At 59.4% G+C, this 16,581-nt stretch carries 14 protein-coding genes; 3 read left to right on the forward strand and 11 right to left on the reverse strand.

Annotation, left to right across the window (positions count from 1 at the left end; all coding sequences use genetic code 11):
- Positions 1 to 3 precede the first annotated feature (3 nt).
- A complete protein-coding gene (locus GAO09_RS27000; protein ID WP_153359673.1) occupies positions 4 to 486 on the forward strand; it encodes a MaoC family dehydratase in 483 nt (160 codons plus the stop codon).
- A complete protein-coding gene (locus GAO09_RS27005; RefSeq protein WP_153359675.1) occupies positions 483 to 950 on the forward strand; it encodes a MaoC family dehydratase in 468 nt (155 codons plus the stop codon). Before GAO09_RS27000 ends, GAO09_RS27005 begins: the two co-directional genes overlap by 4 nt.
- Positions 951 to 961: 11 nt before the next feature.
- Here the strand turns inward: GAO09_RS27005 and GAO09_RS27010 are convergent, their stop codons facing one another.
- The 7 genes from GAO09_RS27010 to petA form a co-directional block, all read right to left on the reverse strand.
- Entirely contained in the window at positions 962 to 1,576 is a 615-nt protein-coding gene (locus GAO09_RS27010) for a LysE family translocator (protein ID WP_153359676.1), read from the reverse strand.
- Positions 1,577 to 1,713: 137 nt separating this feature from the next.
- Positions 1,714 to 2,058, reverse strand: a complete 345-nt coding sequence (locus GAO09_RS27015) for a hypothetical protein (protein WP_153359678.1) — start codon at positions 2,056 to 2,058, stop codon at positions 1,714 to 1,716.
- Positions 2,055 to 3,158: a hypothetical protein gene (locus GAO09_RS27020; RefSeq protein ID WP_153359680.1), complete on the reverse strand. Its 1,104-nt coding sequence runs from the start codon at positions 3,156 to 3,158 to the stop codon at positions 2,055 to 2,057. Before GAO09_RS27020 ends, GAO09_RS27015 begins: the two co-directional genes overlap by 4 nt.
- 207 nt (positions 3,159 to 3,365) lie before the next feature.
- On the reverse strand, positions 3,366 to 3,911 hold the full coding sequence (locus tag GAO09_RS27025) for an adenine phosphoribosyltransferase (RefSeq protein WP_153359682.1): 546 nt from the start codon (positions 3,909 to 3,911) through the stop codon (positions 3,366 to 3,368).
- A gap of 168 nt (positions 3,912 to 4,079) precedes the next feature.
- Positions 4,080 to 4,967, reverse strand: a complete 888-nt coding sequence (locus GAO09_RS27030; protein WP_153359684.1) for a cytochrome c1 — start codon at positions 4,965 to 4,967, stop codon at positions 4,080 to 4,082.
- A gap of 21 nt (positions 4,968 to 4,988) precedes the next feature.
- Positions 4,989 to 6,305 (reverse strand): cytochrome b, encoded by a 1,317-nt coding sequence (locus GAO09_RS27035; protein ID WP_153359686.1) that lies wholly within the window; start codon positions 6,303 to 6,305, stop codon positions 4,989 to 4,991.
- Positions 6,306 to 6,319: 14 nt separating this feature from the next.
- A complete protein-coding gene (petA, locus tag GAO09_RS27040) occupies positions 6,320 to 6,898 on the reverse strand; it encodes a ubiquinol-cytochrome c reductase iron-sulfur subunit (RefSeq protein WP_324184667.1) in 579 nt (192 codons plus the stop codon).
- A 379-nt stretch (positions 6,899 to 7,277) separates the two neighbouring features.
- On the opposite strand from petA, the gene GAO09_RS27045 reads away from it, so the two are divergent.
- On the forward strand, positions 7,278 to 8,207 hold the full coding sequence (locus GAO09_RS27045; RefSeq protein WP_153359688.1) for an endonuclease/exonuclease/phosphatase family protein: 930 nt from the start codon (positions 7,278 to 7,280) through the stop codon (positions 8,205 to 8,207).
- A gap of 3 nt (positions 8,208 to 8,210) precedes the next feature.
- Here the strand turns inward: GAO09_RS27045 and GAO09_RS27050 are convergent, their stop codons facing one another.
- The 4 genes from GAO09_RS27050 to GAO09_RS27065 form a co-directional block, all read right to left on the reverse strand.
- Complete coding sequence (locus GAO09_RS27050; RefSeq protein ID WP_153359689.1) at positions 8,211 to 10,070, reverse strand: ABC transporter ATP-binding protein; 1,860 nt, start codon at positions 10,068 to 10,070, stop codon at positions 8,211 to 8,213.
- Between the two features lie 133 nt (positions 10,071 to 10,203).
- A complete protein-coding gene (locus tag GAO09_RS27055) occupies positions 10,204 to 12,114 on the reverse strand; it encodes a HAMP domain-containing methyl-accepting chemotaxis protein (protein ID WP_153359691.1) in 1,911 nt (636 codons plus the stop codon).
- A 317-nt stretch (positions 12,115 to 12,431) separates the two neighbouring features.
- Positions 12,432 to 14,369, reverse strand: a complete 1,938-nt coding sequence (locus tag GAO09_RS27060; RefSeq protein WP_153359693.1) for a methyl-accepting chemotaxis protein — start codon at positions 14,367 to 14,369, stop codon at positions 12,432 to 12,434.
- Positions 14,370 to 14,667: 298 nt separating this feature from the next.
- On the reverse strand, positions 14,668 to 16,581 hold the full coding sequence (locus GAO09_RS27065; protein ID WP_153359695.1) for a methyl-accepting chemotaxis protein: 1,914 nt from the start codon (positions 16,579 to 16,581) through the stop codon (positions 14,668 to 14,670).

A 16,581-nucleotide genomic window follows, 5' to 3' on the forward strand; every position in this document is an offset into this window, starting at 1 on the left:
GCCATGGGCGCGATCGAGTTTCATTTCGAGGATTTTGAAACGGGACGCGTTTTCGCCCTGGCCAGCGCCGAAGTTACGGCGCAGGCGATCATCGCCTTCGCTTCCGAATTCGATCCGCAGCCGATGCACCTCGATGAAGAGGCAGGCAAGGCCAGCATTCTCGGTGGTCTTTCGGCCTCCGGCTGGCACACGGCAAGCCTGTTCATGCGCATGATGTATGACGGCTGGCTGTCGCGCTCCTCGTCGGAAGGTTCGCCCGGCATCGAATACATGGAATGGAAAAAACCGGTTCTGGCTGGCGACGTTCTGTCCGGCCGCTCCACCGTGATCGACGCCCGTCCCCTGCGCTCCAAGCCGAATATCGGCCTTGTCAAATTCCTGCACGAGGTAGAAAACCAGCGCGGCGAGATCGTTATGCGCGGCGAAAACCCGATCATGATGCGCCTACGTGCTCCTGCCGAAGCATCGACCGAGGTGCAGCCATGAGACTGGTCGAGCTTTCCCCACCCGGCGAGAAGGTGGTGACCGGCACGATGCTGTTCACACCGGAAGACATTATCCGCTTCGCCAAACAATTCGATCCGCAGCCCTTTCACGTCGATGCGGAAGCAGCAAGGAATTATGTCTTCGGCGGTCTCTGCGCCTCCGGCTGGCACACCTGCGCCGGCTGGATGAAGATGTTTCTGGCTTATTGGGCTGAAGAAAGCGCACGCCTGATCGCCGAAGGCCATGTGCCGCCAAAACTCGGCCCCTCGCCCGGCTTCCAGAAACTGCAATGGCTACGCCCGGTCTATGCCGGCGACAGGATCACCTATTCGGTGACGATGGTGGACAGCCGCCCGCTCGCCACCCGACCCGGCACTTATATCAACCGCACCATCAACGAAGGCGTCAATCAGGATGGCCAGCCAGTGATGCGTTATGAAGGCAGCGTGCTGGAATTCAAATAGGCGAAATCGGTTCAGCGAGACGCAGCAACCGCGATGCCCGCCCCGACCATCGCCACGCCCGAAGCCCGGTTGACCCGCCGCATGACGACGGGACTACGCAGCATTTTACGCGCCCGGCTGGCAGCCATCACATGAGCACCGATCACCACCACCTCGACCAGCAGAATGGTCAGCGCCAATAAACCGCCCTGTATCAAGGTCAATTGCGGGCCAACCACATGCGGCAACAGTGCCATATAGAACAGCGGCATCTTAGGATTGCCGAGGTTGAGCACGATGCCGGTCGCAAAGGTTTTAAAGAGATCGTGCCGATCGGTTGACGGCAGGGATTCCGGCAAGACCGCATCGGCGCACCACATGCGAATCCCCATCCAGATCAGATAGGCAGCACCGGCATACCGCAGCACGGTCATCAGTCCACCCATCTCCGCCGCGATGACGGAAAGTCCCATAACTGCAAAAGCCAGGCAAACAAGAATGCCGGCCACCATTCCCGCAGCATAGGCGATACCTCCAGCGGCGCCATGCGACAAGGTTCGCGCGACGATCGTCATGTTGTCAGGGCCGGGACTTGCGGCAAACACAAAGAATGCGAAGGCAAAGGCCACAATCGTCGTACCGTCCATGAAATCTCCCCTTATGAATTTTGCCCATACCGGCCCGAGCACGAAGGATAGCTGACGGCACAGGCCGCACAATCTTGGAAAACAGCGGGTGACGGCGGCTGCGCCGATCACCTTGGCCTGCGCCGCCGCCGAGACCATTAGTGGTCTTGCAGAACTCGATCCTGAAACTGCCTGTCTATGGTCACCGCACGCCGTGGTTCAGACACGCCGCTGCGTGGCTCATCCCCCAACACCGGCGTCTCCAGCAATGGCACGGCCTCGTCATTGACAATGCCGCTCTGCCGGGGTGCTGGCATCAGCACAATACCGCCGACGGTGCCGTCCGGTAATACCGGGGGCCCCGGCGTCGTCTGGCTGAGCAAGCATGGCAAGGAGTTGGGATCTTCGTCGCAAGGATGCTTTTGCGGCGATGGAAGGGTCGCCTGCGCCATCGCGCCGAATGCCCCGCTCAGCAGAAAGGCGGCCGTCAGGCAATATCTCATTGCGACACTCCCGCGTTTGCAGCCGGGAGCGGGATCGCCACCGATATGCTGCGATAACCGAAGGCGATAGGGGGATCGAACGTTTGGTCGAGCATCGTCTGCCATGATCCGCTTTCGGATAGATGCCCTTCAGACGCAACGAGTGACGACGGCGTCTCGCCAGCCGTTTCGTCGCTTGCCTTGTCGCCTCCAGCCTTCCCTCGTCCAACGGTCGCTGTCAGGTTTTCTCCGCTGTGGCGGGTCGATTTGATCTTTCCGGCAAGAAAAACCTGCCGAACGAGGCTGACGTTGATCTGATAGATATATTGTCCGTTCACCTGGCGATTGACGTCCTCCCCCAAGGAATAGGCAAGCTGCGCACGGGCGAAATCATCCGTACAATTGATGCCTGTCGCCTCGGACTTGCAATAAAGCAGCAGTTGCCGGATCGATTCCGGCGCGGGTACCGAGTAGGTGTGAATGGAGGAGATCGCGATCTCCTCGGTCTCCGAAGATTGCCGGTCGAAGCCGAACGGCAGCCAGCCGGTTCTGGCATGAACGTGATGTTTGACGGAAAAACCGGGAAACGCGACGCTCGACAGCGTAACCGCCATTCTTGCGGGGTCAAAGGCATCGCTCTGCGGGCCGACGGCAGCTATCGGTCGCTCTGCAGGTGAGCCGACCGTCCCGGCCCTTCCGGCTAGGTCGAGCATGTAAGGTGCCTTGGTGATGTTGTCGCGCAGCGGGATATTGGCAATCCTGATCCCACGCCCGGCAAATACCTTGCTGACCTTGCCGATCGAGGTTTCGGCCGCCCCAGCACTCTGCTGTAGCGTCAGGAAAACATCGCCGACATAGAGGTCTTCCTGAGGCGGGTAGATCGGCTCGATCTGCAGCCGGGCAATGGCATCGTTCCAGACAATGGCGATATTTTCTTCCCGGATTTTCGATGGCAGCCCGAGGAGCCCGAGAATCACCACCACCGATGCGAGGAAAGTCACCCCGCCCAAAGCAAGCGGATGGACGCGCGCGGCGGCCGCCAGGCGCCGCACGTAACGCCGGAACAGATTGGGCTGGATAACAGTGTCAGTCGATATGTCGGAGGTCGGATCATCTGCCATGCGCATATAACACGCTACGGCAGCGCTTATCCGGGCCGGGACTTGCGGCGAATACGAAGAAAGCCACGGCTAAGGCCAGAAGCGTCGCCACGTCCATGCAAAATCCCCCAAGCTGGTGTCCCGGCCCCGTCAGCACAGGCATGGAGGATAACGCGGGTAAAAACCCGCGCAATCATGGAAAATGAGGGGTCGGTGGGCTGATCGGAATCAGTGTCCTGAAAATTCGGCCAGTACCCGCACCTCAACGCCGAGTGCCTCAAGCTTCTTGCGTCCACCAAGATCCGGCAGGTCGATGACGAAACAGGCGGAAACGACTTCCGCACCGATCTGGCGCAGCAACTGAACGGCGCCCACTGCCGTACCACCGGTCGCGATCAGGTCGTCGCAGAGGATCACCTTTTCACCGGGCTTCACCGCGTCGACATGGATTTCCATCTCGTCGGTGCCGTATTCCAGAGCATAGGCCATGCTGACAGTCCGGTAAGGCAGCTTGCCCTTCTTGCGGATCGGCACGAAACCGGCAGAGAGCTGATGCGCCATGGCGCCACCGAGGATGAAGCCACGCGCTTCCATGCCGGCGATCTTGTCGACACCCAGACCTTCATACGGCTTTACAAGCTCATCGACCGCCAGCCGAAATGCCTGCGCATCACCAAGCAGCGTGGTGATGTCGCGAAAGATGATGCCCGGCTTCGGATAGTCCGGAATGGAGCGGATGGCGGCGGAAAGGATGTCTTTGGTCGAGGCAGTCATGGGAACCCTATGGTCGTGTTCTTGAGGCGGCACCTTGGCGCGCAACGGCGCCCCTGTAAAGTTCCACGTCGCCACACCGGCCTCCTCCGGCGTCCCATCCCCAAGCCAGACGATTACCGGACATGAAAAAGGCGGCCGAAGCCGCCTCTCTCTTTCGTTACGAGCCGCTTAGTGCTCCTTGTTGGCATAGACCGATTTTTTGGTCAGGTAGATCAGGATGGTGAAGATCGCCAGGAACACCATGACCATGAAGCCGGTGCGCTTGCGTTCTTCAAGATGCGGTTCCGCAGCCCACATCAGGAATGCGGAAATATCCTGCGAATACTGTTCCAGCGTCTGCGGCGTGCCATCTTCATAAGTCACCTGATCAGCCGAGAGCGGTGGTGCCATAGCCAGCGACGCGGCATTGGCAAAGTACGGATTATAATGCGTGCCTTCCGGCACTTCCGTTCCTGCCGGAGGTTCCTGGTAACCGGTGAGCAGCGCATGGATATAATCCGGGCCGCCCTCCTGATACTGCGTGAACATATCGAAGATGAATGTCGGGAAGCCGCGGGTAATGCCGCGTGCCTTGGCGATCAGCGAAAAGTCCGGCGGAGCCGCCCCATTATTGGCAGCAGCAGCAGCCTGCTCGTTCGGGAACGGCGACGGGAAATAATCCGAAGGCACGGCCTTGCGGGTGAACATTTCGCCCTCGTCGTTCGGGCCGTCCTGCACTTCGTGCGTGGCGGCAAAGGCTTTGACCTGGGCTTCCGAATAGCCGAGATCTTCCAGCGTGCGGAACGACACCAGCTTCATGGAATGGCAGGCGGAACAGACCTCATTGTAGATTTTCAGGCCGCGCTGCAGCTGGCCCTTGTCGTAGTGACCGAAAGGACCCGCAAAACTCCACTCCGTCTGGTGCGGATGCTTGATCGGATAATGCGGCGTGGCGCCGTGATCCTCGACGACAGTGCCGCCGGGAGCATTGTCGTGGTTTTCCTGTGCCGAGGCCGGGAGGATGGCAATCCCCGCCAGCAGGCCCAGCGACAGGAAGCTTAGCGTAAGCTTTTTCATGATGGTTTTCCTCTCGCTGGCTCAGGCGACCGCTTCGGTCTTGGGCGAACCGTTCTTCTTTTCAAGAACGGCTTCGGTGATCGAGTTCGGTATACGCCGCGGCGTCTCGATCAGGCCGAGAACCGGCATGATGACGAGGAAGAAACCGAAATAATACAGCGTTCCCAGCTGTGAATAGCCAACATAGTTGCCCGCCAGATCACCAAAGAACAGCAGGCCGATGAGACCACTGCCTTCTGCCGGCATGGCACCGAGCCAGCCGAGGAAGATGGCGTTGACGACAAACAGCCAGAAAAACAGCTTGTACCACGGACGATATACGGCCGAGCGCACCTTGGACGTATCGAGCCAGGGCAGGAAGAACAGGATGATGATCGAACCGAACATCACCAACACGCCGCCAAGCTTGGAATCGATCGGGCCGACATTGAAGGTGATAGCGCGCAGCATCGCGTAGAACGGCAGGTAATACCATTCGGGAACGATGTGTGCCGGTGTCTTCAGCGCGTTTGCCGGAATGTAGTTGTCCGGGTGGCCGAGATAGTTCGGCATGTAGAAGACGAACCAGGCATAGACGATCAGGAAGACCGACACGCCAAAAGCATCCTTGAGTGTCGCATATGGCGTAAACGGCACCGTATCGGTCTTGGTCTTGACCTCGACGCCGGTCGGGTTGGTCTGGCCGGTCACATGCAGCGCCCAGACGTGGAGGACGACGACGCCCGCGATCATGAACGGCAGCAGGTAATGCAGTGAGAAGAAGCGGTTCAGCGTCGGCTGATCGACAGCAAAGCCACCGAGCAGGAACTGCTGGATCCACTCGCCCACCAAAGGAAAGGCGGTGAAGAAACCGGTGATGACGGTGGCGCCCCAGAAGGACATCTGGCCCCAGGGCAAAACGTAGCCCATGAAGCCGGTCGCCATCATCAAGAGGTAGATGACCACGCCGAGGATCCAGAGGATTTCGCGGGGTGCCTTGTAAGAGCCATAATAGAGGCCGCGGGCAATGTGCAGGTAGACGGCGATGAAGAAGAAGGATGCGCCATTGGCATGCATGTAGCGCAAAAGCCAACCGTGGTTGACGTCGCGCATGATCTTCTCGACCGACTCGAAGGCACCGATCGTGGAGGCAGTGTAGTGCATGGCGAGCACGACACCGGTGAGGATCTGCACGATCAGCATGACCGACAGCATGGCGCCAAAGGTGTAGGCGTAGTTGAGATTGCGTGGAACCGGATAGGCGACAAAACTGTCATAGACCAGACGCGGCAAAGGAAGCCGCGAGTCGATCCATTTTTCGATGCCGGTGGATGGCTGGTAAGACGAATGACCGCTCATTTTGAAAATCCCCCTTATCCGATCGTGATGACGGTATCGCTGGTGAAAGCGAAGGTCGGGATAGCGAGGTTTTGCGGCGCCGGACCTTTTCGAATGCGGCCCGCCGTATCGTAGTGCGAGCCATGGCAGGGACAGAACCATCCGCCGAATTCACCGGCCTGACCGAGCGGCACGCAACCAAGGTGGGTGCAGGAGCCGATCATGACGATCCAGTTCTCCTTGCCGGCGCCTGCCGAACGGTCGATGCTGCTGGCTTCGGCATCGGCGCCCAGATTGGCGTTACGGGCAATCGGGTCCTTCAGATCGGACAGTGCGACGGCATTGGCTTCTTCCACTTCCTTGGGCGTACGGTTGCGGATGAACACGGGCTTGCCGCGCCATTTCACCGTCAGAGACATGCCGGGCTGCAAAGCCGCAACATTGACCTCGATGGAGGCCAGCGCCAGCGTCGACGCATCCGGCCGCATCTGGTCGATGAAGGGCCACGCGACAGCGACTGCGCCGACGGCGCCTGCCATGCCCGTGGTCAGGTATAAAAAGTCACGACGAGTCGGCTCGCCGGACGCCTGTCCGTTCGATGTATTTTCACTCACGGTTTTACCATCCTCTCACGCATCCCGATCAACCGCACAAAGCCTCCTCCAGGCTGGGTCGAAACCGCGTCCACCATAGTGCGAACAACGAGTCCCCAGCAAGTCGGCGCAATACTACTCTTGATCGCAGAAAAACTCCTGTTTTGGCAAGGGCTGCGGCCAGTCAACCGCATGAATTCCGGCAGCTTCGCCCCGCTATGCTTCGCGCGCGCCGTGACAAACCGGTAATCACGCCGCTTGAGGCGATTTACGCAGAGGAATCAAATGCCAACTTGATCTGAATCAAGTGCCTGAAAGCGCTGCCACTTGCGCGTGTTGCAACGCACACATGCTTTATGCTAACCCGTCAGCAGACGCGGCGACTTGCGGGCAACAGGACATGAAACACACGATCTCCGTCGCCCTCTGCGTCATTGTGTCGCTTGTGCTGGGCGCAATAGCCACACGTTATGTTCATCCGCAATGGATGCTTGCAACACTCCACAGCCTGCAACTTCACGCCGCCATCGCCTGTGCACTGGCAATGATTCTGGCGCTGCTTATCAGCCGCAACGTGTTTCCCGGCCTTCTCTTGATCGCTTCGATCGGCATCGCGGTGCACGCCTGGATCATGCCCTACGAATTCGACGCCGATCCGGCGCCGCAATCGGGCAAGACGATCAGGCTGATGCATTTCAACATTCTCGGTGGCAATTACCGCAACGGCGAGCGCATCTATCAGGCTATCGTCGATTCCGGCGCCGATGTCGTCAACATCATGGAAATGCCGCCGCTGGCGCCGTATCTGGCAGAACTCGACAAGGTCTACCCCTACCGGATCGGATGCGGCCGGGAGACGGAAATCTGCGACATGATGATGTTGTCGAAACGGCCGCTCACCAATCTGAGCGTCGGGGGCTTGAGCGAACTTCGTAAAGATCGGTTCATGCTGGCCGATATCGATGTCGGGGGCACCACCGTTCATGTCGCCGCCATGCATCTCAGCAAGCCGTATTTCGACAATTACCACAAGATGGAAATGACCAACGCCGCGCGGATCCTCAACAACCGAAAGGGTCCGTTGCTTCTCTCCGGTGATTTCAACTCATCCAGCATTGCGCCTGATGTGCAGCAGTTCATGCGCTGGACGGGCCTGCGCACCATCGCACCGGAAATCCCCACATGGCCGGTGCGCCTCGGCCGCTTCGGCATTGCCATCGATCATGTCATGGTGCGCGCGCCGCTGGGCATGAAGTCGGTTACGCGCATTCCAAACTCGATGGGCTCCAACCATTATGGCCTGATGGCGGAATTCGTCGTTCCGGAATAAGGCTCATTCCTCGGCACCGAGAAAACCGCCAGACTGTCGTTCCCAGAAGGACGCGTAAAGCCCGCCGCGCGTGATCAGTTCGGAATGCGTGCCCTGCTCGACGATCTGCCCGCCATCCATCACGATCAGCCTGTCGAGGGCCGCAATGGTGGACAGCCGGTGCGCGATGGCAAGCACCGTCTTGCCCTCCATCAACCGGTCGAGATTGGCCTGGATCGCCGCCTCAACTTCCGAATCCAGCGCAGAGGTGGCCTCATCCAGCACGAGGATCGGGGCGTTCTTCAGCATGACGCGGGCAATGGCGATGCGCTGCCGCTGGCCACCGGAGAGTTTCACTCCACGCTCGCCCACATGCGCGTCAAAACCGGTGCGGCCGCGCTGATCCTGCAGACGAGCGATAAACTCATCCGCCTCGGCACGCTGCGTCGCCGCCACCAGTTCTTCCTCGCCGGCATTGTCACGCCCGAACAGGATGTTCTCGCGGATCGAACGGTGCAGCAGCGCGGTATCCTGCGTCACCATACCGATCTGCCGGCGCAGACTTTCTTGGCTCACCTTCGAAATATCCTGGCCATCGATCAGAATGCGGCCGCTCTCCACATCGTAGAAACGCAGCAGCAGATTGACGAGTGTCGACTTGCCGGCACCTGAGCGCCCGACCACGCCGACCTTTTCGCCCGGCCGGATTTCGAGAGACAGGTTGTCAATGATGCCCTTGCCGCGCCCGTAATGAAAACTGACATTGTCGAACACGATGCCAGGCTGCTTCACCGACAGCGTGGCCGCGTTCGCCGCATCGACAAGACCAATCGGCTGCGAGATCAGTTCGGCGGCGTTCTGCACGACGCCGAAATTGCGCATGATACCGTTGAACTGCGTCATCAGCCGGCCGAGCAGAAAATTCAGCCGCAACACCAGGGCCAGCGTGAAGGCGACGGCACCCGAGGTGATCTTGCCCGACAGCCACAGATCGATGCAGAGCGCCGCCATGCTGGTGATCATGATGCCCGACAGAAACGCCATGGACGCCCTCACTCCGGTGATGAAGCGGGTGAACATGATGGTCGTTTTCTGAAAGGTCTCGAAACCCTGGAGCATGTAGCGGTCATTGGCGTCATCATGGCCGAACAGACGCAGCGTCTGGATATTACTGTAGGCATCGACCATGCGGCCGTTCAGCATGGAGGCAGCTTCTGCCGTCTCGCGTGAATGATAGCGGATGCGTGGCACGAAATAGCGCGCCAGCAGCCCGAAGACGGCCACCCAGACGCAGACAACAACGGCCAGACGCCAGTCGAGACTGCCGACCAGAAACAGCATGGAAACGGAATAGATACCGACAAACCAGACGCTTTCCATCAGCGAGGTGACAAGGTCGCCCGCAGATTGGCCGCCCGACCAGACCTTGTTGACGATGCGGCCGGAAAAATCGTTCTGGAAAAAAGACAGCGATTGCCGCGCCACATGCATGTAGGATTGCCACCGCACCATGTTGTAAAAACCGGGCGTGATGATCTGCTGGTCGGTGAGCGCCGTCAAAAGCGTTACCACGAAGCGCACGACGCCGATCAGCACAAGCATGCCGGCCAGTTCCCAGCCGTGCTGCGCAAGAAGCCCACCCCAGCCGTCTTCCGGCTTGATCGTCGCCAGAATGTCGATCAGCCGCCCCACGAACCAGAACAGTGCCGCTTCGATGGCGGCCGTCAGCCCGCCCAGAACCAGCATGGCAAAAAACGGCGCTTTCGCCTGGTTGAGATAGAACCAGATGAATCCGAGCGTCGTTGCCGGCGGACGCAGATCGTCTTTCCGGGCAAAGGGGGAAATCCAGTTTTCGAAAAAGCGGAAGAGACGGGTAATGGCCATGCCAGCGATATAGCGGCTGTACGGCTGCTGGCAAAGGTCAGGACGGCTTACATTTCGGTAAGGTCTAAAACTCTTTTCCTCAAACAGAAACGCCGGCGCGAGGCCGGCGTTTCCCTATTCCATATTGCCGTTCTTAAAAATCCGACCATTCCTGCTTGATCGCCGCATTACCGTTGAAGGCAGAAGCGATGCGGGCGCCAATGGCGCGGGCCGGCGAGGTTACCGGACGCGAGGCCGGGCTGGCGCTACGAACGGTCGACCGTCCCTCGTCCAGCTTGAACTGCCCCAACAATTCCGTCAGCTCAGCGGCCTGCTTGGCAAGGCTGTGGCTCGCCGCCGTCGTCTGTTCAACCATGGCGGCGTTCTTCTGCGTGCCCTGATCCATCTGGTTGACGGCGGTGTTGATCTCGGCAAGGCCGGTCGACTGTTCGCGTGCCGACATCACGATCGTGCCGACATTCTGGTTGATCTTCTGCACGTCGGTGACGATCGCTTCCAGCGCCGTACCGGTCTGGCCGACCAGATCGACACCGTCGCGCACCTTATCACCAGAGGCGCCGATCAGTGTCTTGATCTCGCGGGCAGCGGTCGCCGAACGCTGCGCAAGTTCGCGCACTTCCTGAGCAACGACGGCAAAACCCTTGCCGGCTTCACCGGCGCGTGCGGCTTCGACACCTGCATTGAGGGCCAGAAGGTTGGTCTGGAAAGCGATGTCATCGATGACACCGATGATATTGCCGATCTCGTCCGAGGATTTTTCGATCGCTTCCATGGCGGCAACCGCCTGACGAACGACATCACCGGAACGCTCGGCACCAACGCGTGTGTGCTCGACCAGCTTGCCTGCTTCGCCGGCACGCACAGCCGAATCCTTGACCGCCGTGGTCACCTCTTCCAGAGCCGCCGCGGTTTCCTCGACGGACGACGCCTGCTGTTCGGTGCGCTTGGACAGATCGTCGGCGGCAGCACGGATCTCGTTGGCACCGGCATCGATCATGCGGGCATTGTCGCCGACGGCACGCAGCGCGCCCTGCAGCTTGGCAACGGACTCGTTGAAGTTGAGGCGCAACTGATCGAGTTGGCCGGCAAACGGCTGCTGCAGGCGGAAGGTCATGTCGCCATCGGACAGGCTCTTCAGGCCGCTCGCCAGACCATCGACGGCAAAGGCCACATCGGCTGCTTCGCGTGCCTTCTGTTCCTCGCGGGCAATACGTTCGCGCTCGCTCATGGAACGGTTGGCTTCGGTTTCCTGCTCAAGACGTTCGCGCTCCAGGGCGTTGTCGCGGAACACGGCGACGGCTGCGGCCATATCACCGATCTCATCCGTATTGCCGGCATAAGGAATTGCGACCTTGTTGTTGCCGGCGGCGAGCGTGTTCATCGACGCCGTGATGGCGCTGATCGGACGGGTGACGCGGAAGACGCTAGCGATGGCAGCACCGATCGAAACCAGAACGGCAAACACGATGCCGACCAGTGTCGCGGAGAAGGCGAACTGCGCAGCACCCTTTGCTGCCGCACGGTCATCCTGACCACGCTGGTTATTGTCAGCGATCAGCTGCTGCAGGCCTTTTCCAACATCACCACCCTTGTCGGACATCCGCGCGACAACGGCACGCGCTTCCGATATTCTGGTAGCGGCAACATGGGCGGAAAACTCCTCACCCAGCCGGTCGAAATCGCTAGCCAGCTTCTCCAGTTCGGCAAACTTCGCCTTCGCGGCCGGGATCTTCATCGAGGCCGAATAGGTGTTGAATTCAGCTGCGCGCTTGGCCGTCGTCGCCTCGATCTCACTGAAGAGGGTGGCGCGCTCGGATGCACTGTCGGTCGCCAGCACCATCAGGTAGAGGCGTCTTACATCACCCATTGAACTGTACATGTCGGCGACCATCAGCGACCGTTCCATGCGGCGGCTGATATTGTCAGCCTGGGTTTCCAGCTCCGAAACAGACCGCATGCCCTGCACCCCCTGAAGGACGATCAGCAAAACGGTCAGAGCGAAAAGCGACGGTAGAAGAATTTTGATTTTTACAGATTTCAACATGTGGCGACCCCCGTGTAGATAAGCTCGAACAATTGGAAGTCGGGCTTTTCTCAGGGCCGCCTAAACAAAAAATTACCGATAAATCTAGGCGTTGGATGGTTAACGCTAGAATTCGATGAAATTGCGGTCCTCACAAACGTCAAGCCTGCAGAAACCACCCAAAAACAGGCCAGTAACGATGAAACCTGCATAAACAAAAGTTTAATGCGACAAAACGCCCCCACTTGGCAGTGGAGGCGTTTTGCGTACTTATATTCCGATAGATGGTTACAGCCGGAGCGGGTTACATGAAGGAGACTTCACCCTCTCGAGACAGGTCAGAATTCCGACCAGTCTTCGCCACGTGGTGCCGCTCCGCCAAAGCTGGCCGCAACTTTCTGGCCAAGCGCACGCGCTGGCGAAGGTGACGGGCGCGATGCAGGGGAGACCGGAGCCACCGCCCGAACCGAGGCCTGCGGCGCCGTATCACCGAGACGGAACTGGCCAAGCAACTCGATCAGGCCCGATGCCTCGCGGGCAAGGCTGTGGGTCGCGGCAGTGGTTTCCTCGACCATGGCGGCGTTTTTCTGCGTGCCCTGGTCCATCGTGTTGACCGCGGTATTGATCTCCTTAAGGCCTGTCGCCTGCTCCTGTGCGGTAGTGACGATCTCGGCCACGAGACGGTTGATGTGTTGCACCTCGGAAACGATTTCCTTAAGCGCCATGCCGGTTTCACCGACAAGGGCAACGCCGTTGCGAACCTGCTCGCCGGATCGGTTGATCAGCGTCTTGATCTCCTTTGCCGCATTGGCGGACCGCTGGGCCAGTTCACGAACCTCCTGCGCAACCACCGCAAACCCCTTGCCTGCCTCGCCTGCCCGCGCAGCTTCTACGCCCGCGTTGAGTGCCAAAAGGTTGGTCTGGAAAGCGATGTCATCGATGACGCCGATGATATTGCCGATTTCGGTCGAGGACTGCTCGATCTGCTCCATGGCCGTCACCGCGTCGCGGACGATGGCACCGGAATGTTCCGCACCCGTCTTGGTCTTTTCGACCAGCTGACCGGCTTCTCGGGCCCGGCGGCTGCTATCGCTGACGGCGGTCGTCACCTCTTCGAGCGCAGCGGCAGTTTCTTCCACGGAGGCGGCCTGTTGTTCGGTGCGGCGTGACAGATCATCTGCGGCACTGCGGATTTCATTCGTGCCGGCACTGATCGCATGGGCATTCTCGCCAACCGACACCATCGTCGCCTGCAGCTTGCCCATGGAAGCGTTGAAGTTCGTGCGAAGGATTTCGAGCTCGCCATAGAATGGCGTGGCAATGCGGAAACCGAGATTGCCGTCGGCGAGATTGGACAGGCCGGAACCAAGTCCATCGACCGCCACCTTCACATGACCGGCTTCAACCATCTTCTGCTGTTCGCGAACGCCGCGCTCATGTTCCATCAGGTCACGATTGTCGTCAGCTTCACGCTCCAGACGGATACGCTCGAGCGCATTGGCACGGAAGATTTCGACAGCAGCCGCCATCGAACCGATTTCGTCGCGGCGCTCGATAAAGGGGATCGGGCGTTCATTGTCACCGCCGGCAAGCAACCCCATGGAACGGGTGATGGCATCGATCGGCTTGGCAACCCGGAAGAAGGAAATGCAGGCGGCACCGATGGCGATGATGGCGGCCAGCGCAAGCGCCACATAGGTGCTTGCCAACGCCTGGTCATAGGCGACATCCGCTGCTATCAGCGCTTCATCACTGATTGCCTGATTGTTGGCGGCAGTCGTATCGAGCGCTTCGGTCATCAGTTTTGCAGCATCACGCATCGCGCCGCGATAGACGGTCTGCGCTTCCTCGTGACGGCCGGCCTCGACCAGTCCGACCAGCGTTTTGGCGGCAGCATCGTAAGCGACCACGCCGTTTTGCAGCGTCGCAAACAGCTCACGTGTTTTCGGCAACGTGATCATGTCAGAATATTGTTTGATCAGCGCATCACGCTCGTTCATGCGCGTTGCGATCGTCTGCTCGTTCGCCTTGATCTCCTCGGCATCATTGGCCAGCAGAAGATCGGCGTAGGAGCGTCGAATGACATTGATGGAATGATCCATCTTGGCGATCAGCGTGTTGCGCGGCATGCGCTCGCGGCCGATCTCGTGCACCTGCTGTTTCAGCGTCGCAAGTGAAAAAAGTGCCATGCCGCCCTGGGCAAAGGCAATGACGATAACCAGCCCGAACAGAGCCGGAAGAAGAACCCGAATGCGCATCTGTGACAGGTATCGCATGATCATCCCCTGGAAACGCCAAGGGCGCCGGGACGTTGGGGGGAAACGTCGCGACGCCCTATGGCATGCGATTGCAAAAATCAACGAAGCAAAACCATGCGTTGATATAAGGATGTTCAAATATAAGACTTAATGAATGGATAATGGGGATGACGAGAAATTGCAGATGATTTCGATAAAATCAAAAGTAGTAAAATATTGACATGTAATCACGTCGAGAAAAACGGCTGTATTGTCGAACGTGAAACGCAAAACGGCGGCCGAAGCCGCCGTTTACGTTCAATGCGTTAGCAATAGATCAGAACTCCGACCATTCCTGTCTGGCAGCGGCCGAACCGCCACCGAAAGCAGCAGCGATGCGGTTGCCTATAGCGCGCGCTGGCGACGAGACCGGACGCGCATCGACGGCCGCCACGCGCACCTCCGCCCTACCCTCATCCAGCTTGAACTGCGCCAGTAGCTCGTTCAACGCGGCCGCCTGCGACGCCAGACGATAACTCGCCGCCGTCGTCTCTTCGACCATGGCGGCATTCTGCTGCGTACCCTGATCCATGTGGTTGACCGAGGTATTGATCTCGGTCAGGCCGTTTGACTGTTCGCGGGTCGAGGTCACGATGGATGCGACATTGCCGTTAATCCGCTGCACGTTGGCAACGATCGTTTCCAGTGCCTCGCCGGTCTGATCGACAAGCTTGACACCGTCACGCACCTTTGCGCCTGACGTGGAAATCAGGGCCTTGATCTCACGCGCCGCGTTGGCGGAACGTTGCGCCAGTTCACGCACCTCCTGCGCCACGACTGCAAAGCCCTTGCCGGCATCACCGGCACGCGCAGCCTCGACACCCGCATTCAAGGCCAGAAGATTGGTCTGGAAGGCGATCTCGTCAATCACACCGATGATGTTGCCGATCTCGTTCGAAGACTTCTCGATCGCCTCCATGGCCGTGACTGCCTGTTTGACGATCTCGCCGGAACGTTCGGCGTCAGCGCGGGTATGGTCGACAAGCGCACCAGCCTCCCCGGCACGCAAAGCCGAATCCTTAACGGCCGTCGTTACCTGCTCCAGCGCCGCCGCCGTTTCCTCGACGGACGAAGCCTGCTGTTCGGTGCGCTTGGAAAGATTGTCGGCAGCCGAGCGGATCTCGTTGGCGCCGGCATCGATCATGCGGGCATTTTCGCCAACAGCCCGCAGGGCATGCTGAAGGCCCGAAACGGATTCATTGAAATTCACGCGCAACTGGTCGAGCTGGCCGGCAAAAGGCTGGGCCAGACGATAGGTCATGTCACCACCGGCAAGGCTCTTCAGGCCATGGCCGAGACCATCGACGGCGAAGGCGACATCGGCCGCTTCCTGCGCTTTCTGTTCTTCCCGCGCGATCCGCTCGCTCTCGCTCATGGAACGATTGGCCTCGGCCTCGCGCTCCAACTGCTCGCGCTCGATCGCATTGTTGCGGAACACGGCAACGGCTGCAGCCATCTCGCCCACTTCGTCATGGCGACCGGCATGCGGGATCGGCGCCTGCGTATCGCCAGAGGCAAGAACGTTCATGGCCTTGGTGATGTTGTCGATCGGACGGGCGATGCGGAAAACGCTGAGAGCAGCCGCAGCGACAGCAACGAGCACTGCAAGCACAATGCCGGCCATGGTGGACATTGAAGCAAACTGCGCGGCTGCATTCGCGGCCTGTCGGTCCGCGTTGCCGAGCGCATTGTTCTCTTCGATCATCTGCGTCAGGATGGTGCCGGCCTCGCCGCCCTTCGGCACCATCTGCGCGATGAGCGTCTTTGCTTCATAAACGCGCGACGTGCTGATCAGCTCGATGAATTTTGAGCCCATCGCATCATATTCGCCGACGACCCTCTGCAGATCATCAAACTTTGCCTTGGCGGCGGGCTCGGTGATCTGCGCGCCGAACGCGGTGAAGGCCGCCGCCCGCTCCTGGGTCTTTTCCTGAAGCTGACCAAGCCATTTCTTCTGTTCACCGGCATTGCTGCCGGACAGCGCCATCAAAACCAGACGGCGCACGTCGGCCAGCAAACGATCCATGTTCGCCATGGCAACGGACTGTTCCATACGTCGGCCGAGATTATCCGCCTGCGTATCCATCTGATTGACAGAACGCATGGCCAGACCGCCCTGAAGAATGGCGACGAGCACGACCGAACCGAAGAGAATAGGCAGGAGAAGTTTGATCTTGAGGGATCTGAACAT

The organism is Endobacterium cereale (assembly GCF_009617585.1).
GTDB lineage: Bacteria > Pseudomonadota > Alphaproteobacteria > Rhizobiales > Rhizobiaceae > Neorhizobium > Neorhizobium cereale.

Bases quoted from the DNA above. Each gene is read 5' to 3' on its own strand.
- GAO09_RS27035 (WP_153359686.1), bottom strand. From the start codon at position 6,305: ATGAGCGGTCATTCGTCTTACCAGCCATCCACCGGCATCGAAAAATGG.
- GAO09_RS27030 (WP_153359684.1), bottom strand. From the start codon at position 4,967: ATGAAAAAGCTTACGCTAAGCTTCCTGTCGCTGGGCCTGCTGGCGGGG.
- GAO09_RS27055 (WP_153359691.1), bottom strand. From the start codon at position 12,114: ATGTTGAAATCTGTAAAAATCAAAATTCTTCTACCGTCGCTTTTCGCT.
- GAO09_RS27010 (WP_153359676.1), bottom strand. From the start codon at position 1,576: ATGGACGGTACGACGATTGTGGCCTTTGCCTTCGCATTCTTTGTGTTT.
- GAO09_RS27015 (WP_153359678.1), bottom strand. From the start codon at position 2,058: ATGAGATATTGCCTGACGGCCGCCTTTCTGCTGAGCGGGGCATTCGGC.
- GAO09_RS27045 (WP_153359688.1), top strand. From the start codon at position 7,278: ATGAAACACACGATCTCCGTCGCCCTCTGCGTCATTGTGTCGCTTGTG.
- GAO09_RS27050 (WP_153359689.1), bottom strand. From the start codon at position 10,070: ATGGCCATTACCCGTCTCTTCCGCTTTTTCGAAAACTGGATTTCCCCC.
- GAO09_RS27005 (WP_153359675.1), top strand. From the start codon at position 483: ATGAGACTGGTCGAGCTTTCCCCACCCGGCGAGAAGGTGGTGACCGGC.
- GAO09_RS27065 (WP_153359695.1), bottom strand. From the start codon at position 16,581: ATGTTCAGATCCCTCAAGATCAAACTTCTCCTGCCTATTCTCTTCGGT.
- GAO09_RS27060 (WP_153359693.1), bottom strand. From the start codon at position 14,369: ATGCGATACCTGTCACAGATGCGCATTCGGGTTCTTCTTCCGGCTCTG.
- GAO09_RS27000 (WP_153359673.1), top strand. From the start codon at position 4: ATGGGCGCGATCGAGTTTCATTTCGAGGATTTTGAAACGGGACGCGTT.
- GAO09_RS27025 (WP_153359682.1), bottom strand. From the start codon at position 3,911: ATGACTGCCTCGACCAAAGACATCCTTTCCGCCGCCATCCGCTCCATT.
- GAO09_RS27020 (WP_153359680.1), bottom strand. From the start codon at position 3,158: ATGGCAGATGATCCGACCTCCGACATATCGACTGACACTGTTATCCAG.